Raw genomic sequence first — 24,963 nt, forward strand, 5'->3', positions numbered from 1 at the left:
GGCACCCATTTGTCCGCCGTAAGTGCGGCGCGGAGCGGAGCCCTCACGGGTCAGCTGAACCATGGGTCCCGCGCATGAAGCGCGGGATGACGGCGGTGTTGGCGGGGGTGGTGGCGACGGAGACCCCCTCTACCGGCGTTCGCCGGTCCCCCTCCCCCAAAGGGGGAGGAAAGCGAGCCTTTACCCGGTCGGTGAGGCGGCTGGAGCTGTCCTCACCCACGCCACGACGAACAAAGCCCCCAGCACCAGGTCCACCGTCCCGAACACCACCACCGGCGCCGCCACCCGTCCCTGGAACCACAGCACCCAGACCGGGACGCCGAACGCCAGCTTCTCCAGCACGCCCGCCCACATCGCCGGGCGGAACCGCACCGGGTCGCTGGCGATGATCAGGAACAGCACCTGCGCCGCCAGGGCCGTGCCGATGAAGCCGTAGTAGTTCTCGGCGTGCGGCAGGACGGCGGCCGGGGCGGCGACCTTGGCTTCCAGGAAGTACATCGGCAGCAGGACCACGATCCCGTAGATCGCGGCGATGCGGAATATCCAGCGCGCCAGTCGCATGGCGGAGAGCCCTCCCCGTTTGTCGTTGGAGGCGAGGTTAGCGGCAGCGGCGGCCGGGGTTCAACGGGCCACCGCCGCAGGCCCCCACCTGACCACGCGACGCGTGGTCGTCCGCCCCCGGAGGGGGCGGAAGGTTCGCGCGGCCTCCTTCTTCCCCCTCCGGGGGAGGAGCGCCGCAGGCGCGGAGGGGGCGAGTATGGGGATAGAGCGCCCTCTATCCCCGGCGTTCGCGATCTCGAACCCAACGAAATCAACCGCTTCCCACTTTTACGCGCTCGCCAATCCTCCGCGTCCAGCCCCGCTGCATACTTGTCCTCGCCCCATCGCCGGGGAGGCCGTCCAGCTGGCGACCTGACGGGCGGTGGGGGCGGTCGAGCGGGTAGCGCTCGTCGGGGTCCCTTCGGGGACGCCTTCGCGACGATCCGGATGCGGGCTCCCTGAAACATCGGGACGAAGCGCCGGCGCCGAGGGTTCGGCGAACGCGCCAGGCGCGGGCTGAAATCGCCCGCGCGGTCCGGAGGGTTCGCTTGCCCTCCGCCCGCCGCAGGCCTCTCGTCGGGAGCGGGTTAAGACCCCGCGCCCCGAAGGCTTGCGCATCGACGATCGCGCGGAGCGCTCCGGCCTCGGCCGAAACGGTTCCTCTACCTATCCCTTCCGGGCCCTGCCCGGACGCTCCGCCGCCTCCCCAGCCCGCCGGCTTTCCCGGCGGAAGACCGTCGCCTCATGCCTCAGCCCCAAATGCCTCGATCCAAGGAGACTTCGAATGTCCAAGTCCCGCGCCTCCGGCAAGACGCCGACCCGTCCGCCCGGCGAGAGCCCCATCACCCCTGAGAGCGACCTGCTGAACATCCTGCGGGCCACGGTGGCCGCGCGCACCGAGATCCTGCGGCGCACGGCCTATGACGACTATCTGGTCGTGAAGGCCCAGCTTGACGCCCTGCCGCCCTTCCTGGGCCTGGGGGTGAACGCGACACAAGACGACTGAGAAACCGACGCTTCAATTCACCAATTCTTAAGTCTAACCCGTCTCGGAGAAGACTTATCCACAGCGCTGCCGGTATAGAAACATGAACGGCGTGTAATGTGACCCCGAAGTAACCCACATGTCAGGCTTGTAACTTGAGATGAACGGTCGTGGCGTCCAGACCTCTCCTCGCTGAGGGGAACTAAGATGACCAAGACCATTCTACTGGCCACCGCGGCCGTATTCGCTATCGCCAGTGCGGCTCACGCCGGCGAAGCGGCTCAGGTTCCGGCCACGACCGGCGCCGCCGCGCCGCAGGACGAGGCCGCCCAGCGTGGCGTGCTGGTGTTCCAGCCGGACTTCTTCGCCGCCCAGCGCCCGAACACGGCGCAGGACATGGTCAACCGGGTGCCGGGCTTCTCGATCAACGACGGCGCGGGGACGCGCGGCTTCGAGGGCGCGGTCGGCAATGTGCTGATCAACGGCGACCGCCCGGCCTCGAAGAACGACACCGGCTCCAGCGTCCTGTCGCGCACCCCGGCCAGCCGGGTCGAGCGCATCGAGCTGATCCGCGGCGGCGCCCCGGGCGTCGACATGCAGGGCTATTCGGTCGTCGTGAACGTGATCCTGAAGAAGGGCGCCAGCCGCCAGTCGATCGCGACCTGGAACGCCCAGTTCTTTGACGGCGGCCACGACATCTACGGCGGCAGCTACCAGTTCACCGCCACCAACGGCGACCGGACCTGGGGCGTGTTCCTCAGCGACGGCACCTCGTCCAGCGACAGCAACGGCCCGGGCACGAACGTGCGCCACGACGGGACCGGCAAGCTGATCCGCGACGAGAAGTTCCTCAACGACAGCTGGGGCGGCGGCAATTCGATCCGGGGCAACTATTCGGGCCCCTTCGCCGGCGGCAAGATCGAGGGCACCGCCCGCTTCGGCGTCAACGACTGGCAGCAGTGGCAGACCCTGACCTCGGCCTCGGCCCTGCGTCGCAGCGACTATGCCGAGGAGAGCCACTCGGGCGAGGTCGGCCTGACCTACACCCGCCCGCTGGCCCCGAAGTGGAACCTGGAAGCCCGGGCCATCCACAGCTTCTCGAACTTCGACAACGTCTCGACCAGCAACGAGACCCTGAACGGCGTCAAGAACCCCGAGCAGCGGTTCATGGCCGACGGCGACGACAGCGAGTCGATCGCCCGCGCCCTGGTCCGCCACGACTTCTCCAAGGCCCTGACCATCGAGGCCGGCGGCGAAGTGGCCTACAACATGCTGGACGTGCGGCAGGCCTATAGCGTCGGCGGGACGGCGGTGCCCCTGCCCTCGGCGTCGGTCAAGGTCGAGGAAATCCGCGGCGAGGCCTTCACCAAGGCCACCTGGCGCGTGAACCCCAAGCTGACCCTGGAAGGCGGCCTGCGCGCCGAGAAGTCGACGATCAAGCAGTCGGGCGACGCCGACAACGAGAAGAGCTTCTTCTACGTCAAGCCGCGCTTCCTGGCGACCTGGACGCCGGTGGCCAACAACCAGTTCCGCCTCCGCTTCGAGCGCGAGCTGGGCCAGCTGGACTTCGGCGACTTCGCGGCTTCCTCGGATCTCGAAGACGAAACCGTCTATGGCGGCAATGTCGACCTGAAGCCGGAACAGCGCTGGATCACCGAGGTCGGCTACGAGCGCCGCTTCTGGGGCGAGGGCATCGTCGCCGTCACCTATCGCCACGACGAGATCATCGGCGTGATCGACCGCCTGCCGCTGCCCAACAACCTGTCGGCCACGGGCAATATCGGCGACGCCACGCTGGACAAGCTGTCGGTCAACATCGTGATCCCGACCGACAAGCTGGGCATCAAGGGCGGCCGCTTCACGTTCCGCAACGACTGGAACGAGACCCACGTGAAGGACCCGACCTCGGGCAAGGACCGTCCGATCTCGGGCGTGCGTCCGACCCAGGCCAATATCGGCTTCCAGCAGGACCTCGTGAAGTACAAGACCCAGTGGGGCATCAACGTGCTGCCGCTGCTGGGCCAGGGCACCTACGACGTCGACCAGACCAATGTCTGGCGCGGCTCGCGCTACTACGAGGCCTTCGTCGAGTACAAGCCGACCGCGACCCTGGCGATCCGCACCCAGCTGAACATCTGGGACGACTTCACCATCCGCCGCACGGTCTTCGCCGACCGCACGGCCCGCGCCATCGCCTTCGTCGAGGACCGCGAGATCAACCCCCGGACCTTCGTCTCGGTCCGGGTGCGCAAGACGTTCTAGGGGCTTATGAGCGGCATTAAACTAGAACGAGCATTTTTCTGATTGCAATCTTGTGTGGGCCTCCCAATGTCGACGGGCAATGGGAGGCTCAAACCATGCGTAAATATCTTCATGCGGCCGTGATGGCCGTGGCTCTGATGGTGGCGACCACGGCGCACACGCCGACCGCCAAGGCCGGCGTCGATGAATGCACCTATGCCGCCTGGCAATGGTGCCAAGGCTTCCAAGGCCCCAATGGCGAAACCATGCACCCTGGTGGTCAGGGTTGGCTGGAGTGCGTCGCCGACGCCAAGCAGTACCTGGCCGAATGCACGCCGCCGCCTGGCACCGGAAATATCGGCACCTGGTGCTACTACGACGGCTTCGGCTGGGTCCGCTGCGGCTAGGCCTCGGGCGGGCGGCCTGGCCGCCCGCCTTCACCTACTTCTTCAGGCGCTGAATCAGCGCCGTGGTCGACGGGTCATGCTGGCCCGTCGCGCCGCTCTCCAGCTCGGGCAGGATGCGGTTCGCCATCACCTTGCCCAGCTCGACGCCCCACTGGTCGAAGCTGTTGATCCCCCAGATCACGCCCTCGACGAAGGTCTTGTGCTCATAGAGCGCGATCAGGGCGCCGAAGGTCTGGGGCGTCAGGCGCTCCAGCACCACCAGGGTCGAGGGCCGGTTGCCGGCGAAGGTGCGCTGCGGGGCCAGGGTCGCGATCTCGGCGTCCGAGACGCCCTTGCCCTTCAGTTCGGCGACCACATCTTCGGTCGAGCGGCCGACCATGAAGGCCTCGGCCTGGGCCAGCAGGTTGGACAGCAGCTTCTCGTGCATGCCGGCCGGCCCCTCGTCCGACTTGGCGACGCCGATCAGCTCCATGGGCGTGATGTCCGTGCCCTGGTGCATGCACTGGAAGTAGGCGTGCTGGACATTGGTGCCCTCGTCGCCGAACACCACGGTGGCGGTGCCCCGCTGGGCCGGCTGGCCGTTCGGGCCGACCGACTTGCCGTTGCTCTCCATCTCCAGCTGCTGGAGGAACGAGGCCAAGCGGCGCAGGCGATGCGAATAGGGCACGACCGAGCGGGCGCGGCGGTCCAGGCCGTTGCGGTTGAAGATCTGGGCCAGGGCGACCAGCACCGGGGCGTTCTTCTCCAGCGAGGCCGTGCGGAAATGCTCGTCCATGGCCGCCCCGCCGTCCAGGAAGCCTTGGAAGGCGTCCCAGCCCGCCGCCACAGCGACCGACAGGCTCACGGAGGACCACAGCGAATAGCGACCGCCGACCCAGTCCCAGAAGCCGAACACCCGCTCGTCCGGCACCCCGAAGGCGGCGGTCTTGTCCAGCGCGGTCGAGATGGCGGCCAGGTGCTGGTTGGCGCCGGTCTCGCCCAGAGCCTCGACCAGCCAGGCCCGCGCGGCGCCGGCATTGGCCAGGGTCTCCTGGGTCGTGAAGGTCTTCGAGACCACGATGACCAGGGTCTCTTCCGGATCCAGATCCGCCGTGGTCAGCACGAACTCGGCGCCGTCGACATTGGCGATGAAGCGCAGGTCGATGCTCGGCTTCACCGGCCGCAGGGCGTCCCACAGCAAGCGGGGGCCAAGGTCGCTGCCGCCGATGCCGATGTGCAGGATCGCCTTGAACGGCTTGCCGGTCGCGCCCTTGATCTCGCCGGAGCGGACAGCCTCGGCGAAGGCCTTCATCCGCTGGCGGACGCTCTCGACCTCGGCCATGACCGGCTGGCCCTGGGCCTTGAAGTCGGCGTCGGCCGAGGCGCGAAGCGCCGTGTGCAGCACCGCGCGGCCCTCGGACGAATTGATCGCCTCGCCGCCGAACATCCGGGCCCGGGCGCCTTCGACGTCGGCCGCGTGGGCCAGGTCGAGGGCGGCTTCGAGACCGGCCTCATCCCAGGCCTGCTTCGACAGATCCAGGTGCAGGCCGGCGACATCCAGGGTCAGCGCCTCCAGGCGATCCGGCTCGGAGTCGAAGAACTCGACGATGCGCTTCTCCCCGGCGGCCTTGGCGGCGTCTTCCAGGCGGGTCCAGGCGGCGTCGAGATTGGCCATCAGCTTCCTCTAGATCTTGGTAAATCGGCGTTTACAGAACGGGGCTTATCAAAGAGGCGCCGCCACGTCATGGCAGACCAATGACGTTTTTTGCGGGAGTATCCCATGTCGTGTGACGTCGTCGCCTTTTCCGCCATGCTCTGGATGGCTTCGTTCAATCCTGGCCAGGCCACGGACGCCAAGCCGACGCCGCAGATGATGCAGGCGCCTGCCGTCCCGGCATCCGTCGCGAACGAGCCGCTGTTCATCGACATCGTCAAGCGCGCCAAGCAGTTGAAGGCCCAGACCGAGGCCTACCGCGCCCAACTGGCCAAGGCCGACCCGGCCGGCGCGGCCCTGACGCTGAAGGGCTTCGACGTCTTCTCCACCAAGATCGGCGACCTCTCGGCGCTGGACATGAAGGGCCATGTGACCCTGAAGGAGCGCGGCGCGGTCGACGACCTCAAGTGCATCCTGCGCGGCATCAGCCAGGACCTGCCCGAGAAGCTGACGGCCGTCGGCGCGGCCACCACCCTCAAGGCCCAGGACCTGGCCCTGCGCGACATGGTCTATCTGCTGAACGACAATGTCGAAGTGATCACCGCGCCGCCCCAACCGGCGGCCTAGGCGTCCCCTCTACGCATCCTTGTACTTCACCGAGCAGCCGTAGGGTGTGGCGAACGGCGTCGCGACCTTGCGGCCTGCCTTGACGTCAGCCAGGGCGGCGGCGACCAGGTTCTTGGCGGTCTTCAGGTCCTCGACCTTGCTGGTCGGCGTGTCGTCGATCGCGCCCTCGTAGACGACCGCGCCAGCCTTATCGATGACGAACATGTGCGGCGTGGTCTTGGCCTTGTAGAGCGTGGCCACCTTGTTGTCTGAGTCGAGCAGCAGGGCCGTCGGCTTGGCGCCCTTGGCGTCCATCCAGGTCCTGGCGGCCCCGCCATCGGCGAAATAGCCCTGCTTGCCTGGCGCGGACGAGGCGATGGTCAGCCACACCACGCCATCCGCGCGGGCGGCCTGCTGCAGGCCTTGCATGTTCCCGGAATAGTGCTTGCGGACATAGGGGCAGCCCTCGTTGACCCACTCCAGCACCACGGTCTTGCCCTTGAACTCGGACAGCGAGCGGGCCTTGCCGTCGGCGTCGACGGCGGTGAAGTCGGGGGCGGGCCCGGCGTGCGCGACGGCCGGGACCAGGGCGGTCAGCGGCAGGGCGGCGGCGACGAGACGGCGTGTGATCGACATGTCGGTTCTCCAGCTTCGAACTCCCCGGCGGCGACCTTCTCACGGATCGCGGATTTGCGAAACGGTCGCAGGACCAATCGTCACGGAAGGCCGAAACTTCGCCATTCTTGCTTGATCCAATAGGCCTCCACGCTCAGAAGAGCGGCCGATCCTCCCTGCTCTTCGAACTCGATGTCCCGCTTCAAGAACCTCGCCGCCCTCGCCGGTCTCGGCCTGATCCTCGCCGCCTGCGCCACCGAGACGAACACCACCGTCTTCGTGCCCGTCGTCGCGCCCGTGCCGCCCAGCTCGCTGACGCCGCAGCCGATCATGCTGTTCAACCAGACCAAGGACGGCCGCAAGCTGTTCACCCTGGACGCCGAGTTCCCCTATTGCGACGTCGAGACCGGCAAGGTGATCGTGGTGCCGCGCTGGTACGTCACCGACTTCGCCAGCGTGCCCTGGTACGGCCAGGGCTTCGTCGATCCGCAAGGCCCGACGGCACGCGCGGCCATCGTCCACGACTGGCTCTACACCATCGGCGAGCCGGGCAAGCGCGAGGAGGCCGACCAGATCTTCCTGCGGGCGATGATGAAATACGGGGTCACGCCGTTCCAGGCCAACATCGCCTACCAGGCCGTGCGGATCGGCGGCGAGAAGGGCTATGGCCTGCCGACCGATTGGCGCTTCGTCGACCCCAAGCGCCAGGACCTGGCCCAGCCCGCCCCGTTCGCCAAGCCGCGCGCCGGCATGGTCCGCTATCTGCCGAAATGCACAGGCTTCAACGCCCTGATCCAGACCGGCTGGCGCGCCTATCCGGTCAAGACCGCGCCGGTGAACGTGCCGCCGCCGGTCGTCGTGACCAAGACGCCGCTGGACCAGGTGAAGGCCAAGCTGCCGTTCGGTAGCGACAAGAAGCGGTAGCCTGAGTAGCCGTCCTCGCCCTTCGACAAGCTCAGGGTGAGGACTACTTTCGCGGCGACTCGGTAGATAACCTCACCCTGAGCCCGTCCAAGGGCGAGGTTATCGAGACCTACACCCCCGCCTTCTCGATCGCCTCGATCACCAGGCCCTCGGTCAGCAGCTGGGGCAAGATCACCGGCGCTGCGCCGTTCTTCGGATAGACCACGTACAGCGGCACGCCGACACGGTTGAACTCGGCCAGGGCCTTGGCGATGGCCGGGTCGCGGTTGGTCCAGTCGGCCTTCAGATAGACGGCGTTCTGGGCCTTGAAGGCGTCAGCGACCTTTGTACCCGACAGGGCGACTTTCTCGTTGACCTGGCAGGTCACGCACCAGGCGGCGGTGAAGTCGACCAGCACCGGGCGGCCTTCCGCCTGCAGCGCCTTCACCTTCTCGGGCGACCAGACCTCGGCGGCCAGACCGGGGCCGGTGGGCGCTTCCGTCGACGCCGCGGCGGTCGGCGGCTTCGCGTGCAGAGCGCCGAAGGTCGCGACGGTGAGGGCGAGACCAAGGGCCAGCAGCGCGACCAGCATCGAGACCAGGGCCGGCTTGCCCGAAGCGCGGCGGTTTTGCGCCAGGCCGTAGAGCCAGGCCCCGAACGCGGCCAGGACGCCGGCGGCCAGCAGGTGGGCCAGGGACAGCGGCCCGGACTGCTGGGCGAACACCCAGACCAACCACAGGGCCGCGCCGTACATCGGGAAGGCCAGGCCCTTCTTCAGGACGTCCATCCAGGCGCCGGGGCGCGGCAACAGCTTCAGGAGACCCGGGATGAAGGCCACCGCCACGAACGGCGCGGCGAAGCCCAGGGCCAGGGCCAGGAACACCAGCAGGGACACGATCGCCGGCTGGGTCAGGGCGTAGCCGAGGGCTCCGGCCATGAACGGCGCGGTGCAGGGCGCAGCCACGACCACGGCCAAGGCGCCAGTGAAGAAGGCGCCGGTCGCGCCGCCCTGTGCCGAGGCGCCCGAGCCGACGTTCTGCACCGAGGTCCCGATCTCGAAGACCCCCGACATGTTCAGGGCCACCAGCAGCATCAGCAGAGCCAGGCCCGCGATGACCAGCGGCGACTGCAGCTGGAAGCCCCAGCCCACCGCCGCGCCGCCGGCCCGCACGGCCAGCAGCAGGCCGGCCAGGGCCAGGAAGGTCGCCACGACGCCCAGCAGGAACACCAAGCCCTGCAGGCGGGTCTTGCCGGCGTCGTGGGCATGGCCAGCCAGGCTGGCGGCCTTCATCGACAGCACCGGGAAGACGCACGGCATCAGGTTCAGGATCAGCCCGCCGACGAAGGCGAACAGCAGGGCGCCGAGCAGGCCGCCTGACGCGCCAGCTGCCGGCGCGGTCTCGGCCGGCGGCGCGCCCAGGCCCGAGGCGGTCGCGGGCGGCTCGCCCGCCGTGGCGGTGACTTCCCAGGCGCCGGCCTTGGTCGAGATCACCCCGGCCAGTTCGGTCGGAGCGGTCCCACCGCCGACGAAGTCGTAGCCGGGCTTCAAGGTCAGGGTCAGGCCCTCGGGGCCACGCTCGATCACCTGGTCGGCGGCGTGCTCGATGACCTTGGGCGAGTAGGGATAGAAATAGGCTCCGGCCATGTCGGCGCCCTTGAGCGGACCGCCGGTGACGGCCAGCTTCAGCGCCTGGCCGTCCAGCTTGAACACCGCCTTCAGACCGGCAGGCTTGGGCGCATCGGCCAGGACCTTGCCGACGACCGCGCCCCACTTCGGATCGGCCGACGGCGCGCCTGCCACGACCGGCAGCAGCAGGGTCAGCTTGGCCTCCTCGGGCACGCAGACCTGCTCGCAGACCAGATAGAAGACATCGGCGGTCAGGCTGACCGTGGTTCCGACCTGGGCGTTCGCCGCCGCCGTCACCGGCACGGGGATCAGCACCTCGCCCTCATAGGCGTAGTCGAGCAGCGGACCCAGCTTGGCCTTCTGCGGCGTCGGCCAGACCATGTCGCCGGCGCTCCAGCCGGCCGGCAGGGTCCAGGTGATCTTGGTCGCCTCGCCCGCGTCGCCGGGATTGCGCCAATAGGTGTGCCAGCCGGGGATGATCTTCTGGCGGAGGGCCACATAGACCGTGCCGCCCGGCGCGATGCCCGTCTCCTGGGCGACCAGCTCGGACTCGATGTGCCCGGAATTGACCACCGGCCCGGCGGCGGCCGGAGAGGCCAGCAGCACCGCCATCAGCAGGGCTTGCAGGGCGAGGACGGCTCTCTTGAGGAACATGCGCGGGTCCGGACGGAAAACGACGGCGGAGGAACACATGGCCCGCCTGCTTCCTCTCGACAATGCTCAAGAGGGAACAGACAGTCGATTAGGGAATCAACCGGAGCAGCCACCCATGCCCGCCGCCTTCGACGACATCGAGATCGGCCAGGTCGTGAACCTCGGCTCCCGCGCCGTGGACGGGAAGGCGCTCGAGGCCTTCATCGCCGCCTTCTCGCCGGGCTGGCCGCTCGAGAACGGCGCGCCGGACGGCATGGTCTTCGCGATCTGGAGCCGGCTGGACGGCGAATCCAGCGCCGCCTGGCCGCAGACCAAGCGCGTGGGCGTCGACGCCCTGCGCTGGATGCGCAACCCGCCCGTCGGCGAACTTCTGCGGGGCCGCATGACCGTGATGGGCAAGGATCCGGTCGGCGAGGGCAAGGGTATCGTCATCGCGCAGCACGACCTGCTCGACGAGGCCGGGCGCCTGGTCTTCTCGTGCCTGACGCGCAGCATCTTCGCGCGCTGAACGCCGGGACCGCCGACCCAAAGAAAAAGGCGGCGGAGCCTGGGCCCCGCCGCCTCTTCGTCTTCAGCTGACGCCGAACCCTAGTTCAGGTTCGCGGCTTCGGCCTGCTTCATCATGGTCTTGTTGATCAGGCGATCCCAACCGAGCAGCGACACCAGGTGCGCATAGATCTGGGCCAGGGCGCCGTTCTCTTGCAGTTCCTTCAGCTTCTCGGCCGACAAGGCGTTCAGCTTCTCTTCCGAGACGCCGTAGTACTCGGCGACGGTGACCGGCTCGCCGGCCGGAGCGCCGGCTTCGTCCTGCGGCTGGAAGGTGGCCTTCTTCAGCTCGAACAGGTCGTTGTCCTTCAGGATCTGGACGAACGAGTCCGTGCGGCGGCGCTCGACTTCGAAGTCGTCGCAGAACTTGATGCAGTTCTTGGTGTATTCGGTCGGCTCGCCCTGGGCGTCGAACAGCGGGGTCTCGCCCTTCTCGGTCAGCAGGTCCGAACCCGTGTCGATGCAGACGATCAGACGGTCTTGCGTCTCATCGTTGGCCAGCACGAACGGATAGCGGCGGATGTAAGCCGGGATGTAGACGTTCACTTCGATCGAACCGTCGACGCCGACGAACAGGTTTTCCTGCTGGTTCAGGCCCATGACGGCCAGCGGCACGCGCTCTTCGCCGGCGAAGATCACCGGGTAGGTCAGGGCGGCCGGAGCGAATTCCGAGACCGTCAGCGGCACGGCGGTGCCGGCGGCGGCGAAGCTGTAGGGCTTATCCTTGTGAACCAGGGCCAGCTTGGCGTGCTGCTCGCGGTTCAGCGGTTCCGGCGAATGGTAGAACAGGACGTTGCCGGAGATTTCGCCGGCGGACTGGGGCGTGGTCATGAAGAGCTCTACGACAAAATTAGAAACGGACGCTCGAACGCTTCAAGACGACCGCAAAGGCCCGGCGTTCTAGCCGATCCCGGAGGAACCGGCAATCTAGGCCGCTGTCATAGCGAGACTCGAGGCCGGAATTCCCCTCCAGGGGGAGGCGGAAACCTTGATATCCACCTCCTAGGCGAACGCAGTCCGGGGCCTGGAGGGAGGATTCCAGGCCCCGGCGCGTGGCGGGTCCGCTGGGGGCTGACTAGGGGACCCGCCCGATCACCCGGCTAGAAGCGCCAGGAGAAGCCGGCGCGGACCGAACGGCCCGGCGAAGGCGCGAAGTCCTTCAGGAACGAGGCGTGCTCGCGGATCGTCGCGTTGGTCAGGTTGCGGCCGTCGATGAACAGGCGCAGCGGCGAGTCCTCCAGCGGCTTGAAGGTCGCGATGGCGTTGACCTGAGTGTAGCCGTCGGTCGGCAACTCGAACGCCGCCACGCGGTCCTGGTCGGCCACCCGGCGGACCTCGCCCTTCACCTCCAGGCGTGATGAGCTCCAGACGACGCGGCCGGTCAGGGCCCACGGCGGCACGCGAGCGGGGACGCCCAGGTCGGTCTCGCCGCGCACCCAGTCATAGACACCTTCCAGCTTCAGCGACCGCTTGCCCTCGCGCCAGACGACGTAGCTGGTCTCGAGCTCGGCGCCGTGGAACTTGGCGCCGGTCTGGAAGTACTGGAACACCGGCAGGTCGTCCTCGATCGCGCCCGTCTGGGCCTCCTCGATGAAGCCGTCATAGTGCGCGCCCCACAGGTGACCCTCGACGCGCAGGCGCTCACCGGTGAAGCGATAGGTGGCCTCCAGCGAGGTGACCTTCTCGGACTTCAGGTCAGCATCGCCGACCTCGTAGCCGCCGGTGCCCGGGTGCGGGCCGTCGGCGAACAGCTCGAACTCGGTCGGGGCGCGGCCGTTGCGCGACAGGCTCAGCGCCACGAACTGGTGCTCGGCCGGCTTGTAGAACAGGCCCAGCGAGGCCGAGACGTTGTCGAAGGTCTTCTTGGCGAAATCGGTCTTCAGCTGGCGGCTATCAAAGCGCAGGCCCGCATCGATGCCCCAGTCACCCTTGTCCAGGCGCTGCAGGGTGAAGACGCCGAACTCCTTGATGTCGGTCGAGGGCACGAACGCCTCGTCGCCGATGGCCGAGAAATGGCGCTTCAGGGCCTGGAAGCCCACCGCGCCCTGCCAGCCGTCACGCTCCTTCTGGACCAGCTCCAGGCGGCCTTCGGTGCCGTTCGACAGGAAGCGAGTGCCAACCTCGCCATCCTCGACCGAGACCTCGGCGTGCTCGTACTTGGCGTGGCCGGTCGACAGGCGGATCTTGTCGAACGGACCGAAGTCGCCGTCCTGCTCGCCGCGCAGGTCGTAGCGGGTCTGCTGCAGGTGGATCGAGACCGGGCCTTCCGCATCCGGATCGATCGGAGCCAGGATCTGGCGATAGGGCACGCCATAGGTCGTGTCGGTCTTCTTCACCGCCACGCCGAAGAAGCCGTTGTCGTGCACGTAGCTGACGCCGGCGCCATAGGCGTCCATCTCGACGTCGGTGTTGCGGACGGTCTTGTCCGGGTCCGGCGTCAGGCCGTCGCGCTTGGCCAGGCGCGCCGAGACCGGCGCGGTCGGCACGTCGTAGTCGCTGCTCTCGCGATGGTCGGCGTCGATAGCGAACACCAGCGGGCCCTTGCCGAACTGGGCCGAGCCGTTGATCGCCTTGCCCTTGTCGACCGACGACAGCGAGCCGGCCAGGCGGCCCTCGAAGCCGTTGTCAGGCGCCCTGTCGGGCACCCGGTCATCGATGATGTTGACCACCCCGCCGATACCCGAGCCGCCATAGGCCAGGGTCGAGGGGCCGCGCAGCACCTCGACGCGCGAGGCCTCGCCCGGGTCGGTGGCGACGGCATGGTCGGGCGACAGCGACGAGGCGTCGACCTGGCCGACGCCGTTCTCCAGCAGCATGACGCGCGGCCCCGACAGGCCGCGGATCACCGGGCGGCTGGCGCCGGGACCGTAGAAGGTCGAGCGCAGGCCCGGCTGGCCATTCAGCATGTCGCCCAGGCCCGCCGGCGGGGCCAGATCCAACTGGTCGCGGGTCACGACGTTGACGCTGCTGGTCACCGTGTCCAGCGACACCGCGTACGGCGCGGCGGTGATCACGACCTTGGAGACTTCCGTGTCCGGCCCCGCGTCCGGCGCGGCCTTGGCGGGGTCTTCGGCATGGGCGGAAGCAGCGGCGGCGAGCACGAGCAGGCTCGCGGCGGAGAAGGCGACGCGACGAAGCATGGAGGGTCCTGAAACCACGAGAAACTTGGCCGGGGGAGCGGCCGCGAGGAAGTGTTATGAAATAACATATCTCTTCGTCAATCCGCTTTTTCTTGACTGAGGAGATTCCCGGTTCTCTGTGGGAAGATGACCTCAGGGACCCATCCCATGACCCGTTTCGCGCTGATCGTGGCCGCCATAGGCGGCCTGGCGGTCGCCGGCTGCTCGGCCGACGGCGGCCCCGACCTGTTCAAGAGCAAGGCGCCTGTCGCCACGACTCCGCCCTCCGCCGGCTGGGCGAAGCCGCCGCCAGGCTACCTGGCGGAGAACGGCGGCATCGACGCCGCCGTGATCCTGGGCCCGCCGCCCGCGCCGGACTCGCCGCGCGGCAAGGCCGAGCGCACCCAGTTCAACGAGACCCGCAAGCTGGTGAACACGGAGGCCTGGAGCCAGGCGATCGCCGACGCCGACCTGACGGGCAAGACCGGCATGAAGAACTTCTCGTGCGCGGCCGGCGTCACGCTCAGCGCCGAGGCGACTCCGACCCTGGCCAACATGCTGCTGCGCATCACCGACGATGCGGCCAAGATCTACCAGCCGGCCAAGGCGGTCTATCAGCGTCCGCGCCCGCCCGTGGGCAACAAGGCCCCGATCTGCGTGCCGCGCGAGGCCTGGATCGACACCGACGGCTCCTATCCGTCGGGCCACAGCCTGATCGGCTGGGCCTGGGCCTCGGTGATCGCCGAGCTCGTGCCGGAGAAGGCCAGTCCGATCCTGGCGCGCGGCAAGGCGTTCGGCGACAGCCGGATCATCTGCGGCGTCCACTTCCAGAGCGACATCGAGGGCGGCCGCTATCTGGGCTCGGCCCTGGTCACGCGGCTGCACGACGACCCGGCGTTCATGGCGGATCTCGCCAAGGCGCGGGAAGAAGTGGCGGCGTCGAAGGCCAAGGGGCCGCCGACGGGGTGTGGCGGCTAGGCCCGCCCTCGCCCTTCGACAAGCTCAGGGTGAGGACTACTTTCATGCCGGACCAGGAGAAAACCTCACCCTGAGCTTGTCGAAGGGCGGGGTTTTCAACTCCTCAGCTTCAGGCCTAGGACCGCGCCACGTAGATCACATGCGGCTTCAGCGGATCGCCTTCCGGCAGCCCGGGATGCATGAAGTCGCGCGCCGGCTCGTGGATCATGCCGATCCGGTGCATGACCGCCTGCGAGGCCAGGTTCGTCTGGGCGGTGAAGGCGATGATCTGCGACTGCTTCAGCACCTCGAAGCCGTAGGCCAGCGCGGCCTTGGCGGCTTCGGTGGCGTAACCCTGGCCCCAGGCGCTGGGATGGAAACGCCAGCCGATCTCGACGATGGCGCCCATGTCCATCTCCGGCGGGACCCACCAGACGCCGGTCATGCCGATGACGCGGCCATCGGCCTTGCGTTCCGCGACCCAGAAGCCGTGGCCGTGCTCGGCGTCGTGGGCCTGGACCCGGTCGACGAAGGCGTCGCTAGCGGCGCGATCGCGCGCCCCGCCCAGCCAGGCGCCGACCTCGGGGTGGGCGTTCAGCTCGGCGATGGCGTCCCGGTCGGCGTCGACCGCCGGGCGCAGCACCAGGCGGTCGGTCTGGATCACGCCGGGCGGCCGTTGGCCAGGGCCGTGTAGAACTCCGGCCGGCGATCGCGGAAGAAGCCCCAGGCGGCGCGGTGCGTCGTCAGGAAGTCGAGGTCGAAGGTCGCATTGACCAGGCCTTCGTCGGCGCGGCCCAGCTCGCTGACCAGATCGCCGCGATGGTCGGCGATGAAGCTCGAGCCATAGAAGGTCTGGCCGCCGTTCGGATAGCCGTCCCACGGCTCGAAGCCGATGCGGTTGGCGCCGACCACCGGGATGACGTTGCTGACCGCGTGGCCCTGCATGGCGCGCCGCCACGGCAGGGCGGTGTCCAGGCTGGGGTCGTGCGGCTCGCTGCCGATGGCGGTCGGGTAGAACAGCGCCTCGGCGCCCATCAGGGCCATGGCGCGGGCGCATTCGGGGTACCACTGGTCCCAGCAGATGCCGACGCCCAGGCGGCCAAAGCGCGTGTCCCAAACCTTGAAGCCGGTGTCGCCGGGCCTGAAGTAATACTTCTCCATATAGCCCGGACCGTCCGGGATATGGCTCTTGCGATAAACGCCCAGCAGCGAGCCATCGGCGTCGGCCATGACCAGGCTGTTGAAGTAGTGCGGGCCCTCGCGCTCGAAGATCGAGATCGGGATCACCACGCCCAGCTCGCCGGCCAACGGCGCGATGGCCTTGACCACCGGGTGCTCGCGCCACGGATGGGCCTCGGCGAACCAGCGCTCTTCCTGGGCGACGCAGAAGTACGGCCCCTGGAACAGCTCCGACGGCAGGATGACCTGCGCGCCCTTCCCCGCCGCTTCACGGATGAAGTGCTCGGTCTTCTTGATGTTGGCCTGCAGATCCATGCCGTACGAGGTCTGGATCGCGGCGACGCTGAGCTTACGGGCCATCAGGCGGTCTCCGGCTCTTGCTGGCTGATGCAGTGGAACGAGCCGCCGCCGGTCAGAATGGCGGTGGACGGCAGGCCGATGACCTGGCGCTCGGGGAACAGCCCCTTGATCACCTCGACGGCGAAGGCGCCCGACTCCTCGGCGTAGATCGGCACGATGACCGCCTCGTTGGCGATCAGGAAGTTCATGTGCGAGGCCGGGATCACATCGCCATCCTCGTCCAGCAGCCTGCCCGGCGAGGGGATGCGGACCACCTGCAGCGGGCTGCCGCGGCTGTCGGTCATGCCGGCCAGCATCTTGGCCGTGTCGCCGTAGACTTCCGTGTTCGGATCGTCGAGGCCGTAGCCCATCGGGCAGGCGACGACGCCCGGCGCCACGAAGCGGGCCAGGTTGTCGACGTGGCCGTCGGTGTGGTCGTTCTTCAGGCCCTTGCCCAGCCACAGCACCTTCTTGGCGCCCAGGGCCTGGGTCAGAGCGGCCGTGGCCGTGGCCTCGTCCCAGCCGGTGTTGCGGTTGTCGTTCAGCAGGCACTGGCGGGTGGTCAGGATGGTGCCGCTGCCGTCGTGGTCCAGCGCGCCGCCTTCCAGGATGAAGTCGTTGCGGACCAGCGGCGCGCCCGAGGCGGCGGCGATCTGCTCGGCGACGATGTCGTCGCCCTCCAGGCTGTACTTGCCGCCCCAGCCGTTGAACTGGAAGCCGGCGGCCGAGGCCGAGCCGTTGTCGTCGACAAAGATCGGCCCGGTGTCGCGCAGCCAGATGTCGCCGAACTGGCCCCGGACGATCTCGACCGTGGTGTCGGAGAGCAGGGCGCGGGCGGCGGCTTCCGCTTCGTCGCCGACCACCATCAGGCGCACGCGCTCGCCGCCCGGGCCGGCCAGGGCGCGGGCCAGATCGGCGACTTCCTGCTGCGCCTGTTCCAGATCCTCTTGCCAGAGGTCGGCGTGGCTGGGGAAACCCACCCACATGGCGCGGTGCGGAGCCCACTCGGCGGGAACGGTGACGGTCATTCGGAAACCCAATGGAAAACGTGGGGAAAACGAAAGGGGGCGCAGATGGCCCCTTCGGGCCTCTGGGTCAAGCGCCGCCTAGATAGCAAACACAGATGACAAAGAAAAAGGGCGGCCCGAACGGGCCGCCCTTCTCTTGTCTTCCGACGCTGACGCTTAGAAGCGCGCGTGGATCGTGGCGACGACCGTGCGCGGAGCGCCCGGCTGGCCCAGACCCGTGCCGCTCGGGTTGACCGCGAGGTCGCCCAGGTAGCGTTCGTTGAACAGGTTGCGGACGTTGACCTGGAAGTAGGTGTCCTTCAGGCCGAAGGCGTCCAGCTTGTAGCGGGCGTCCACGTTGACCAGGCTGTAGCCCGCCGCCTTTTCCGTGTTGGTCAGGTTCGTCCAGCGCTCGCCGACGATCTTGACCCGCGCGCCGACGCTCAGGGCGTCGGTGATGTCCCAGTCGACGCTGAGGCCGCCCTGGTACTTCGGGGTCTCATAGACTTCCTTGCCCTTGGTCGGCAGGACCGAGCCCAGGGTGGTGCCCGGGATGTTCGACTTCAGCTCGGTGTCGATGAACGAGAACGAGGCGTAGAAGCTCAGATACTCTTCCGGCTTGAAGCCGAACTGAGCGTCGAAGCCCTTGTAGACGACGTCGCCGACGTTGACCGAGAAGGCGATGTTGTCCTGCTCGTTGAAGGCGCGCTCGATGCGGTTCGAGAAGTTGTTCTTGTAGACCGAGGCGGCGAACAGGATGGTCGGCGACTGGAAGCGATAGCCGAAGTCGATGGCCTTGGTCGTTTCCGGGTTCGGGCTCGTCATCTTGCGGTCGTACAGGTCGTCCGTACGCGGCACCGAGATGGTCTCGGCGTAGCTGGCGTAGACCGACTGGTGCTTGGCCAGCTCGTAGCTGACGCCGACGTTCGGCAGAACGTCGTCGTACTTGCGCGAGAACTTGCGCGGACGACCGTATTGGGTCGTGCCTTGGCCCGGCAGGGTGACCAGGGTCTGGCCATTGCCGTCATCGGTGCCGGCGACGGCGGTCGGCGTCTGGAGCGAGCAGTAGGCCGTGAACGTGTCCGCCTGATAGCAGAAGTTGTTCAGGTTACGCTTGAAGAACGGCGCGCGGACGCCGACGTTCACCAGCACCTTGTCTTCCAGGAAACGGCCGCGATATTCGGCCGAGAACTGGTTCAGGGTGGCGACCGAGACGCGGTCGCGACGACGCAGGATCGTGCCGTCAGCAGCCTTGATCGGCTCGCCGTAGCCGTCCTTGCCGCCGAACACGCTGGTCGGGACCATGTTCTGGTCGAAGCGGGTGTACTCGCCCGTCTGACGGTGGTGAGCGTCGTCGTAGGTGTAGGCGGCGCGGACGCTCTGGTTGTCCGAGAACTTCCAGATCAGCGACGAGGTGATGCCGTAGCGGCGGGTGTTCGTCGTGTTCGGCGCGTAGACCAGGACGGTGTCCAGGGTGTCGCCGTCGCCGTTCAGGTCCAGCGTGCCGGTCGCGGCCGAGCCACGGATCAGGCTGTTGTTCGTGCCGGTGCCGTCTTCACGGAACAGGGCGCGACCACCACCGTTGGCCAGGGTGTACTGGAAGTACGGGTCGGCCGTGATGATGATGTTGTCGCCGATGTGGAACAGCGACTGACCGCGCAGGTTGCCGGTGTTCGACGGGTTGATGTTGTACTTGTAGCAGGTGCCCGGGTTGGTCTCGACTTGGGCGCCGGCGCCCGGGGTCGGACGCGCGCAGGTCGATTCCAGATAGCCCACGCCGGTGTTCGCCTGGAACTGCGCCAGCGTCATCCGGTTGATGAAGTTGTTGCGGTTCTCGTTGTAGTTGGCGATCAGGCTGACGAAGTCGCCGTTGTCGCCGACCGGCTGGTAGATACGGGCGTTGTACTGGACCTTGTGGATCTTGCCCGGGCCGTTGAACACGTCGTTCTTGGCGTTGGCGTAGCTGAACCAGGCGCTGGTGCCCCACGGGCCGACCTGGCCGGTGTCGATCACGCCGAAGAAGCGCTTGAAGTTGTCTTCACCGACCTGACCTTCGACGGTCACGCCGAAGTCGTTGTACGGCTTGCGGGTCACGTAGTTCATCGTGCCGCCGGCGGCCGCGGCCGTCGGGCTGTCGACGTCGGTCGTGCCCTGGTTGACGTCGATCTTGCCGATCAGTTCCGAGTCCAGCTGCTGGTTCGGGTAGATGGCGTAGTTGCCGCTGTCGTTCAGCGGAATGCCGTCCTGCAGCAGGGCGACGCGCTGCGAGTCGAAGCCGCGGATGTTGATGTCGCCGCCGGCCGAACCGTACGAGTCGTTGTTCGTGAAGTTCACGCCCGGCAGCAGGTTCAGCGAGTCCAGGACCGTCTGGCCCGGGATCTGGCGACCGATGAATTCCTGCGTGATCGAGACACGCGACTTCGGCGCCGTCTGAGCGACAATAGCGCCGTTCTGGTTACGGACGGTCGAGGCCGTGACCACGACCTGTTCGACAGCTTCCGTACCCGTCGATTGCGCCATCGCGCCGTTGGCCGCCAGCAGGCTGCCGACCAGCGCGGTCGTCGCCAGGGCGAAATTTTTCATGTTCATCTTGAAGGATCCCCTCATTTTCGACACGCCCACCGTTAGACCAGCATGGTTCCGCGCCGTTGAGGGCCGTTTAGCGAAAGTTTTAGAAGGTTTGGTGACGGAATCGCCACGCCCACCCACAAACTGTCACAAACCCTCGGATAAGCGGAAGAATTGGTCAGTTTTTTCTTACTTGGTTAATCAGGCGTCATGCAAGCCGCTCCAGACACCGCACAATTCCCGGTCGAGGCCCGCGCGTGGCGGTTGACGCTGCTGATGGTCGGCGGGCTGACGATCGTGCGCCTGCTCGCCCTGTTCGCGACCCCGCTAGAGCTCTATCCGGACGAGGCCCAGTACTGGTTGTGGTCGCGGGAGCTGGCGTTCGGCTACTTCTCCAAGCCGCCGATGATCGCCTGGCTGATCTGGCTGACCACAACCATCGGGGGTGACGCCGAGGCCTGGGTGCGCCTCTCCGCGCCGCTGTTGCACGGAATCACCGCTCTGGTGATTCATCGCATCGCCCGGCGCCTTTATGGCGGCTGGGCGGGCCTGGTCGCCGCCGCGATCTACAGCCTGATGCCCGGCGTGGTGCTGTCCTCGGGCCTGATCGCCACCGACGCGCCGCTGCTGCTGTTCCTGTCCCTGACGATCTGGGCCTATGTCGACCTGGCCGACGCCTACGCCCCGCGCCGCTATTTCGTCGCGTTCGGCATGGGCGTGGCCCTGGGCCTGGCCTTCCTGTCGAAATACGCCGCCGTCTACGCCCTGGGCAGCATCGCCCTGCACTTCGTCATCTCGAAGGAGGCGCGCAAGCGCTGGTGCCCGGCCGCCGCGGTCCTGTTCGTTACCGCCTTCGTCCTGACCCTGGCCCCGAACTTCGCCTGGAACGCCAGCCACCACTTCTCGACCGTCAAGCACACCGCCTCGAACGCCAACTGGGGTGCGCACAGCCTGTTCAATTTCCGTGAGCTGATCGAGTTCATCGGCTCGCAGTTCGGCGTGTTCGGCCCCGTGCCGTTCGCGGTCCTGCTGGGCGGGGCGATCTGGCTGGGGGCCAAGCGCAAGCTGGCCTCGCCGGACCTGCTGCTGCTGTGCTTCGCCGCGCCGCCGCTGATCGTCGTGGCCGGCGAGGCCTTCGTCTCGCGCGCCAACGCCAACTGGGCCGGCGCGGCCTTCGTCGCCGGCTCGGTGCTGGCCGCTGGCTGGCTTCTGCGCTGGAACGCCCGCAAGTGGCTGATCGGCGGCCTGGCCTTCCAGGCCCTGTTCGCCCTGTTCTTCGTCGCCTGCATGATCAGCCCCAGGGTCGCCGACGCCACCGGCCTGTCGAACGGTTTCAAGCGCGTGCGCGGCTGGGACCAGACGGTGCAGGCGATCGTCGAGCGGGCCAGCGAGGAACAGGCCCTGCGCGGCGGGGTCACCGCCGTCGCGATGGACGACCGCTTCGTCTACAACGCCGCCGCCTACTACGGCCGCGACTATTTCGGCCAGCCGGGCGCGCCGCCGCTGCGCATGTGGGTGCACGAGGCCTATCCGCAGAACCAGGCCGAGGCGGAGACGCCGATGGACGAGCCGCACGGCCGCCGGGCGCTGATCGTCAGCCTGGAGGGCGGCTATCGCCCCGAGATCGAGCAGGACTTCAAGACCAGCTCCGCCCTGCAGATCTCCCGCGTGCGCCTGGACAAGAAGCGCTCGCGCCGGATCGACCTGTTCATCGCCCAGGGCTTCGCTCCCCTGCCCCGCGACCCGATCACCGGCCTGCCGCCGGAGCCGAAGCGCAAGCCCGGCTGACCCTGGCGGCTTTCGAGGGATCCCCGTCCTTTCGCGGAGCCGCCCGCCGTCGATGCTTCCCGCGTCTCACGGGAGGTTCCGATGCTGCGTCTTTTCGTTTTCCTGCTGGCCCTGGTCGCTGGCGCTCCAGCCATGGCCAAGCCCCTGGTCGTGATCCTGGCCGACCCGCGTGGCACGGAGACCACCGACCTGATTGCACCCTATGCCGTGCTGGCCGAGTCCGGCGCGGTCGAGGTGAAGGTCATCGCGCCCAGCCTGGCGCCCGTGCGGCTGATGCCCGGCCTGGCCTGGGTCCGCCCGCAAGCGACCTATGCCAGCCTTCGTCAGCGCCCGGACGTCATCGTCGTCCCCTTCATGATGCCGGCCTATGACCCCGCCCGCGACGCCTGGCTGCGCGAACAGGCCAAGGCTGGAGTCCGCATCGTCTCGATCTGCGCCGGGGCCGAGACCCTGGCTCACGCCGGTCTGCTGGACGGCCGCGCGGCCACCACCCACTGGTACGAACTGAACCGCCTGGCCAAGACCTATCCGAAGGTGGACTGGCGGCGCGACCGGCGCTGGATCGTCGATGGCCCTGTCACCACCACCGCCGGCGTGACGGCCTCGATCCCGGCCAGCCTGGCGCTGCTGCGCGACCTGGCGGGAGAAGAGACAATGCGCGCCACGGTGACGCGACTGAACGTTCCGGCGCCCGCCCAGGCCCATGACGGCGCGGCGTTCCGGGTCGGCGGCGACGCGGCGATGACCGGGCTCTCAGGCTGGATGAATGTCTGGCGGGCCGAGAAGGTCTCGGTGCGGATCGCCGACGGTTTCGACGAGCTGGCCTTCGCGACGAGCCTGGACGCCTGGTCACGGACCAATCGCTCGGAGGCCTTCGCCAGTCGGGACGCGGTGTCGCGACACGGCTTGCAGGTGATCGCGCCGACGAAGCCGCCGCATGCGGGACGGTCGGTGGAGGCGCGGTCAGGCGATCCGGCGACGGTGCTGGGGGAGATCGCGCAGGCCTATGGCAAGGCTACGGCGCGGTACGTGGCGCTCACGCTGGAGCATCCGTACTGGCTGGAAAAATGAAGGCGCGGCGGGCCTCGCCCTTCGACAGGCTCAGGGTGAGGTCCGACTTCGAGCCCGGCGCTAGCCGATAACCTCATCCTGAGCTTGTCGAAGGACGAGGTTATCGCGCCACCGGTCTTTAGAGGCTGACCTCGAACGCCGCCTCGGTCTTGGCCTTCACCTCGTCCACCGTCACGCCCGGCGCCAGCTCGATCAGCTTCACTGGCGTCTTGCCGCGATTGATCTCGAAGACGCCCAGTTCGGTGATCAGCAGATCGACAACACCAGCGCCCGTCAGCGGCAGCGAGCACTGCTTCAAAAGCTTAGGCGCGCCCGACTTCTCGCAGTGGTCCATCACGACCACCACGCGCTTGACGCCGGCCACCAGATCCATGGCCCCGCCCATGCCCTTGACCATCTTGCCGGGCACCATCCAGTTGGCCAGGTCGCCGTTTTCCGAGACCTGCATGCCGCCCAGGATCGACAGGGCGATATGGCCGCCGCGGATCATCGCGAAGCTGTCGGCCGACGAGAAGTACGAGCTCGAGTCCAGCTCGGTGATCGTCTGCTTGCCCGCGTTGATCAGGTCGGCGTCCTCCTCGCCCTCATAAGGAAAGGGGCCCATGCCCAGCATGCCGTTCTCGCTCTGCAGCGTGACGTGCATGCCTTCCGGGATGTAGTTCGCCACCAGGGTCGGGATGCCGATGCCCAGGTTCACGTAGAAGCCGTCCTGCAGCTCCTTGGCGGCGCGGGCCGCCATCTCGTCGCGCGTCCAAGCCATTACGCTTGTTCCTTCTGGCGGGTGGTCACGCGCTCGATGCGCTTCTCGAACTTCGCGCCGGCGACGATGTTGTCGACATAGATGCCGGGCGTGTGGATTGCGTCCTTGTCCAGGGCGCCGATCGCGACGAGCTCCTCGACCTCGACGACGGTCTTGCGCCCCGCCGTGGCCATCATCGGATTGAAGTTCCGGGCGGTCTTTCGATAGATCAGGTTGCCCTCGGCGTCGGCCTTCCAGGCCTTAACGATCGCGAGGTCGGCGGTCAGGCCGCGCTCCATCACGTACATCTCGCCGTCGAACTCGCGCACTTCCTTGCCCTCGGCGACCAGGGTGCCGTAGCCGGTGCGCGTGAAGAAGGCCGGGATGCCCGCGCCGCCCGCACGGATGCGTTCGGCCAGGGTGCCCTGCGGATTGAACTCCAGCTCCAGTTCGCCGCTGAGGTAGAGCTGTTCGAACAGCTTGTTCTCACCCACATAGGACGAGACCATCTTCTTGATCTGGCGGTTCTCCAGCAGGATCCCCAGGCCGAAGCCGTCGACGCCGCAATTGTTGGAGATGACCGTGAGGTCCTTCGTGCCCGCCTCGCGGATCGCCGCGATCAGGTTCTCCGGAATGCCGCACAGGCCGAACCCGCCGGCCATGATGGTCATGCCGTCGAACAACAGCCCCGAAAGGGCCTCGATGGCGTCCTTCTTCACCTTGTCGACCATGGTGTCTCCCTATCCCCGGACTTATACGTCCGACGCTGGGCGAACCGTGTCGCCCGAGCCGCGAAGAAATTCAACCCTTGATGAATTATTTTCCCGAAGGGCCGCTTGATGACCGACGCTAGCACCGGCTCCGTGACGCCCGCCACCTCCGGCAAGACCCCCGGGGTGCTTCTGGTGCTGGCCCACCCCGCGCTTGAACGTTCTCGCGCCAATCGCGCCCTGGCGAAGGCCGCCAAAAGCCTTCCCGGCGTCACCTTCAAGGACCTGTACGAGACCTATCCGGACTTCGTGATCGACATCGAGGCCGAGCAGGCCGCCTTGAGCACGCACGAAGTCATCGCCCTGCAGTTCCCGCTGTTCTGGTACTCGACCCCATCGTTGATGAAGGAGTGGCTGGACCTCGTCTGGCTGCACGGCTTCGCCTATGGCGAGGGCGGCGAGGCGCTGAAGGGCAAGAAGCTGTTCGTCGGCTGCACCACCGGCGCCACGGCCAAGGCCTATCACGCCCACGGCTACAACCGCTTCTCGATGGACGAGTTCCTGCGCCCGCTGGAGCAGACCGCCCATCTGTGCGGCATGGAATGGGAGACGCCGTTCGTCGTGCACGGCGCCTCGGTGAAGGACGATGCGGCGCTGAAGGCCGAGGCCGAGCGTTACAGGGCGCGGGTGGCTTCGCTGCTGCCGCTGAAGACGGAGGCGTAAGGGCGC

23 protein-coding genes and 1 pseudogene are annotated in these 24,963 nt (G+C 67.6%); 12 read left to right on the forward strand and 12 right to left on the reverse strand.

Annotation, left to right across the window (positions count from 1 at the left end):
• Window positions 1-180: 180 nt before the first annotated feature.
• The gene (locus AC07NN_RS16905) at window positions 181-561 is read right to left on the reverse strand and encodes a hypothetical protein (protein ID WP_494643325.1); all 381 of its coding nucleotides are present in this window, start codon (window positions 559-561) and stop codon (window positions 181-183) included.
• A 109-nt stretch (window positions 562-670) separates the two neighbouring features.
• Here AC07NN_RS16905 and AC07NN_RS16910 point away from each other — a divergent pair.
• The 4 genes and pseudogenes from AC07NN_RS16910 to AC07NN_RS16925 all read left to right on the forward strand — a co-directional run.
• Window positions 671-750: pseudogene (locus tag AC07NN_RS16910) on the forward strand (hypothetical protein); the annotation flags it as partial.
• Between the two features lie 574 nt (window positions 751-1,324).
• Window positions 1,325-1,546, forward strand: a complete 222-nt coding sequence (locus AC07NN_RS16915) for a hypothetical protein (protein ID WP_494643329.1) — start codon at window positions 1,325-1,327, stop codon at window positions 1,544-1,546.
• Window positions 1,547-1,732: 186 nt separating this feature from the next.
• Window positions 1,733-3,787, forward strand: coding sequence for a TonB-dependent receptor plug domain-containing protein (locus tag AC07NN_RS16920; RefSeq protein WP_494643331.1), 2,055 nt, complete (start codon window positions 1,733-1,735; stop codon window positions 3,785-3,787).
• 95 nt (window positions 3,788-3,882) lie between these two features.
• Entirely contained in the window at window positions 3,883-4,173 is a 291-nt protein-coding gene (locus tag AC07NN_RS16925) for a hypothetical protein (protein ID WP_494643333.1), read from the forward strand.
• A gap of 34 nt (window positions 4,174-4,207) precedes the next feature.
• Here AC07NN_RS16925 and pgi read toward each other — a convergent pair whose 3' ends face one another.
• The gene (gene pgi / locus AC07NN_RS16930) at window positions 4,208-5,827 is read right to left on the reverse strand and encodes a glucose-6-phosphate isomerase (protein ID WP_494643337.1); all 1,620 of its coding nucleotides are present in this window, start codon (window positions 5,825-5,827) and stop codon (window positions 4,208-4,210) included.
• A gap of 105 nt (window positions 5,828-5,932) precedes the next feature.
• On the opposite strand from pgi, the gene AC07NN_RS16935 reads away from it, so the two are divergent.
• Window positions 5,933-6,433 carry a hypothetical protein gene (locus AC07NN_RS16935; RefSeq protein ID WP_494643339.1) on the forward strand — a complete coding sequence of 167 codons (501 nt, stop codon included), beginning with the start codon at window positions 5,933-5,935 and terminating at the stop codon, window positions 6,431-6,433.
• A 9-nt stretch (window positions 6,434-6,442) separates the two neighbouring features.
• Here the strand turns inward: AC07NN_RS16935 and AC07NN_RS16940 are convergent, their stop codons facing one another.
• On the reverse strand, window positions 6,443-7,048 hold the full coding sequence (locus AC07NN_RS16940; RefSeq protein WP_494643341.1) for a thioredoxin family protein: 606 nt from the start codon (window positions 7,046-7,048) through the stop codon (window positions 6,443-6,445).
• A 171-nt stretch (window positions 7,049-7,219) separates the two neighbouring features.
• Here AC07NN_RS16940 and AC07NN_RS16945 point away from each other — a divergent pair, with 171 nt between their 5' ends.
• On the forward strand, window positions 7,220-7,951 hold the full coding sequence (locus AC07NN_RS16945) for a DUF1353 domain-containing protein (RefSeq protein WP_494643346.1): 732 nt from the start codon (window positions 7,220-7,222) through the stop codon (window positions 7,949-7,951).
• Window positions 7,952-8,060: 109 nt separating this feature from the next.
• Here AC07NN_RS16945 and AC07NN_RS16950 read toward each other — a convergent pair whose 3' ends face one another.
• Window positions 8,061-10,211, reverse strand: a complete 2,151-nt coding sequence (locus AC07NN_RS16950; RefSeq protein WP_494643352.1) for a protein-disulfide reductase DsbD family protein — start codon at window positions 10,209-10,211, stop codon at window positions 8,061-8,063.
• A gap of 115 nt (window positions 10,212-10,326) precedes the next feature.
• Between AC07NN_RS16950 and AC07NN_RS16955 the strand changes: the two genes are divergently transcribed.
• The gene (locus tag AC07NN_RS16955; protein ID WP_494643354.1) at window positions 10,327-10,719 is read left to right on the forward strand and encodes a hotdog family protein; all 393 of its coding nucleotides are present in this window, start codon (window positions 10,327-10,329) and stop codon (window positions 10,717-10,719) included.
• 80 nt (window positions 10,720-10,799) lie between these two features.
• Here the strand turns inward: AC07NN_RS16955 and AC07NN_RS16960 are convergent, their stop codons facing one another.
• Together AC07NN_RS16960 and AC07NN_RS16965 are read right to left on the reverse strand one after the other, a co-directional pair.
• Window positions 10,800-11,588: a SapC family protein gene (locus tag AC07NN_RS16960; protein WP_494643356.1), complete on the reverse strand. Its 789-nt coding sequence runs from the start codon at window positions 11,586-11,588 to the stop codon at window positions 10,800-10,802.
• A gap of 269 nt (window positions 11,589-11,857) precedes the next feature.
• Window positions 11,858-13,897, reverse strand: a complete 2,040-nt coding sequence (locus AC07NN_RS16965) for a TonB-dependent receptor (protein WP_494643357.1) — start codon at window positions 13,895-13,897, stop codon at window positions 11,858-11,860.
• A 147-nt stretch (window positions 13,898-14,044) separates the two neighbouring features.
• Between AC07NN_RS16965 and AC07NN_RS16970 the strand changes: the two genes are divergently transcribed.
• Window positions 14,045-14,854 (forward strand): acid phosphatase, encoded by an 810-nt coding sequence (locus tag AC07NN_RS16970; RefSeq protein ID WP_494643359.1) that lies wholly within the window; start codon window positions 14,045-14,047, stop codon window positions 14,852-14,854.
• 115 nt (window positions 14,855-14,969) lie between these two features.
• On the opposite strand, the gene AC07NN_RS16975 is transcribed toward AC07NN_RS16970, so the two are convergent.
• The 4 genes from AC07NN_RS16975 to AC07NN_RS16990 all read right to left on the reverse strand — a co-directional run bounded on the left by AC07NN_RS16975 (window position 14,970) and on the right by AC07NN_RS16990 (window position 19,947).
• Entirely contained in the window at window positions 14,970-15,497 is a 528-nt protein-coding gene (locus AC07NN_RS16975; RefSeq protein ID WP_494643361.1) for a GNAT family N-acetyltransferase, read from the reverse strand.
• The gene (aguB, locus tag AC07NN_RS16980) at window positions 15,494-16,372 is read right to left on the reverse strand and encodes an N-carbamoylputrescine amidase (protein ID WP_494643363.1); all 879 of its coding nucleotides are present in this window, start codon (window positions 16,370-16,372) and stop codon (window positions 15,494-15,496) included. Before aguB ends, AC07NN_RS16975 begins: the two co-directional genes overlap by 4 nt.
• Window positions 16,372-17,379: an agmatine deiminase family protein gene (locus AC07NN_RS16985; RefSeq protein ID WP_494643365.1), complete on the reverse strand. Its 1,008-nt coding sequence runs from the start codon at window positions 17,377-17,379 to the stop codon at window positions 16,372-16,374. Before AC07NN_RS16985 ends, aguB begins: the two co-directional genes overlap by 1 nt.
• Window positions 17,380-17,535: 156 nt before the next feature.
• Entirely contained in the window at window positions 17,536-19,947 is a 2,412-nt protein-coding gene (locus AC07NN_RS16990; protein WP_494643367.1) for a TonB-dependent receptor, read from the reverse strand.
• Window positions 19,948-20,136: 189 nt separating this feature from the next.
• On the opposite strand from AC07NN_RS16990, the gene AC07NN_RS16995 reads away from it, so the two are divergent.
• On the forward strand, window positions 20,137-21,714 hold the full coding sequence (locus AC07NN_RS16995) for an ArnT family glycosyltransferase (protein ID WP_494643369.1): 1,578 nt from the start codon (window positions 20,137-20,139) through the stop codon (window positions 21,712-21,714).
• An 81-nt stretch (window positions 21,715-21,795) separates the two neighbouring features.
• Complete coding sequence (locus AC07NN_RS17000) at window positions 21,796-22,785, forward strand: DJ-1/PfpI family protein (protein ID WP_494643371.1); 990 nt, start codon at window positions 21,796-21,798, stop codon at window positions 22,783-22,785.
• 118 nt (window positions 22,786-22,903) lie between these two features.
• Here the strand turns inward: AC07NN_RS17000 and AC07NN_RS17005 are convergent, their stop codons facing one another.
• Window positions 22,904-23,545 (reverse strand): 3-oxoacid CoA-transferase subunit B, encoded by a 642-nt coding sequence (locus tag AC07NN_RS17005; RefSeq protein WP_494643374.1) that lies wholly within the window; start codon window positions 23,543-23,545, stop codon window positions 22,904-22,906.
• Window positions 23,545-24,255 (reverse strand): CoA transferase subunit A, encoded by a 711-nt coding sequence (locus AC07NN_RS17010; protein WP_494643376.1) that lies wholly within the window; start codon window positions 24,253-24,255, stop codon window positions 23,545-23,547. The genes AC07NN_RS17005 and AC07NN_RS17010 overlap by 1 nt, the downstream gene beginning before the upstream one ends.
• On the opposite strand from AC07NN_RS17010, the gene AC07NN_RS17015 reads away from it, so the two are divergent.
• A complete protein-coding gene (locus AC07NN_RS17015) occupies window positions 24,158-24,364 on the forward strand; it encodes a hypothetical protein (RefSeq protein WP_494643378.1) in 207 nt (68 codons plus the stop codon). The genes AC07NN_RS17010 and AC07NN_RS17015 overlap by 98 nt on opposite strands.
• Entirely contained in the window at window positions 24,364-24,957 is a 594-nt protein-coding gene (gene kefF, locus AC07NN_RS17020) for a glutathione-regulated potassium-efflux system oxidoreductase KefF (RefSeq protein ID WP_494643380.1), read from the forward strand. The genes AC07NN_RS17015 and kefF overlap by 1 nt, the downstream gene beginning before the upstream one ends.
• The last annotated feature ends 6 nt before the right edge of the window (window positions 24,958-24,963 follow it).

The organism is Caulobacter sp. GW821-FHT09H08, from assembly GCF_059415885.1.

Bases quoted from the DNA above. Each gene is read 5' to 3' on its own strand.
- AC07NN_RS16905 (WP_494643325.1), bottom strand. From the start codon at position 561: ATGCGACTGGCGCGCTGGATATTCCGCATCGCCGCGATCTACGGGATC.
- AC07NN_RS16915 (WP_494643329.1), top strand. From the start codon at position 1,325: ATGTCCAAGTCCCGCGCCTCCGGCAAGACGCCGACCCGTCCGCCCGGC.
- AC07NN_RS16920 (WP_494643331.1), top strand. From the start codon at position 1,733: ATGACCAAGACCATTCTACTGGCCACCGCGGCCGTATTCGCTATCGCC.
- AC07NN_RS16925 (WP_494643333.1), top strand. From the start codon at position 3,883: ATGCGTAAATATCTTCATGCGGCCGTGATGGCCGTGGCTCTGATGGTG.
- pgi (WP_494643337.1), bottom strand. From the start codon at position 5,827: ATGGCCAATCTCGACGCCGCCTGGACCCGCCTGGAAGACGCCGCCAAG.
- AC07NN_RS16935 (WP_494643339.1), top strand. From the start codon at position 5,933: ATGTCGTGTGACGTCGTCGCCTTTTCCGCCATGCTCTGGATGGCTTCG.
- AC07NN_RS16940 (WP_494643341.1), bottom strand. From the start codon at position 7,048: ATGTCGATCACACGCCGTCTCGTCGCCGCCGCCCTGCCGCTGACCGCC.
- AC07NN_RS16945 (WP_494643346.1), top strand. From the start codon at position 7,220: ATGTCCCGCTTCAAGAACCTCGCCGCCCTCGCCGGTCTCGGCCTGATC.
- AC07NN_RS16950 (WP_494643352.1), bottom strand. From the start codon at position 10,211: ATGTTCCTCAAGAGAGCCGTCCTCGCCCTGCAAGCCCTGCTGATGGCG.
- AC07NN_RS16955 (WP_494643354.1), top strand. From the start codon at position 10,327: ATGCCCGCCGCCTTCGACGACATCGAGATCGGCCAGGTCGTGAACCTC.
- AC07NN_RS16960 (WP_494643356.1), bottom strand. From the start codon at position 11,588: ATGACCACGCCCCAGTCCGCCGGCGAAATCTCCGGCAACGTCCTGTTC.
- AC07NN_RS16965 (WP_494643357.1), bottom strand. From the start codon at position 13,897: ATGCTTCGTCGCGTCGCCTTCTCCGCCGCGAGCCTGCTCGTGCTCGCC.
- AC07NN_RS16970 (WP_494643359.1), top strand. From the start codon at position 14,045: ATGACCCGTTTCGCGCTGATCGTGGCCGCCATAGGCGGCCTGGCGGTC.
- aguB (WP_494643363.1), bottom strand. From the start codon at position 16,372: ATGGCCCGTAAGCTCAGCGTCGCCGCGATCCAGACCTCGTACGGCATG.
- AC07NN_RS16985 (WP_494643365.1), bottom strand. From the start codon at position 17,379: ATGACCGTCACCGTTCCCGCCGAGTGGGCTCCGCACCGCGCCATGTGG.
- AC07NN_RS16990 (WP_494643367.1), bottom strand. From the start codon at position 19,947: ATGAACATGAAAAATTTCGCCCTGGCGACGACCGCGCTGGTCGGCAGC.
- AC07NN_RS16995 (WP_494643369.1), top strand. From the start codon at position 20,137: ATGCAAGCCGCTCCAGACACCGCACAATTCCCGGTCGAGGCCCGCGCG.
- AC07NN_RS17000 (WP_494643371.1), top strand. From the start codon at position 21,796: ATGCTGCGTCTTTTCGTTTTCCTGCTGGCCCTGGTCGCTGGCGCTCCA.
- AC07NN_RS17005 (WP_494643374.1), bottom strand. From the start codon at position 23,545: ATGGCTTGGACGCGCGACGAGATGGCGGCCCGCGCCGCCAAGGAGCTG.
- AC07NN_RS17015 (WP_494643378.1), top strand. From the start codon at position 24,158: ATGCCGCACAGGCCGAACCCGCCGGCCATGATGGTCATGCCGTCGAAC.
- AC07NN_RS17010 (WP_494643376.1), bottom strand. From the start codon at position 24,255: ATGGTCGACAAGGTGAAGAAGGACGCCATCGAGGCCCTTTCGGGGCTG.
- kefF (WP_494643380.1), top strand. From the start codon at position 24,364: ATGACCGACGCTAGCACCGGCTCCGTGACGCCCGCCACCTCCGGCAAG.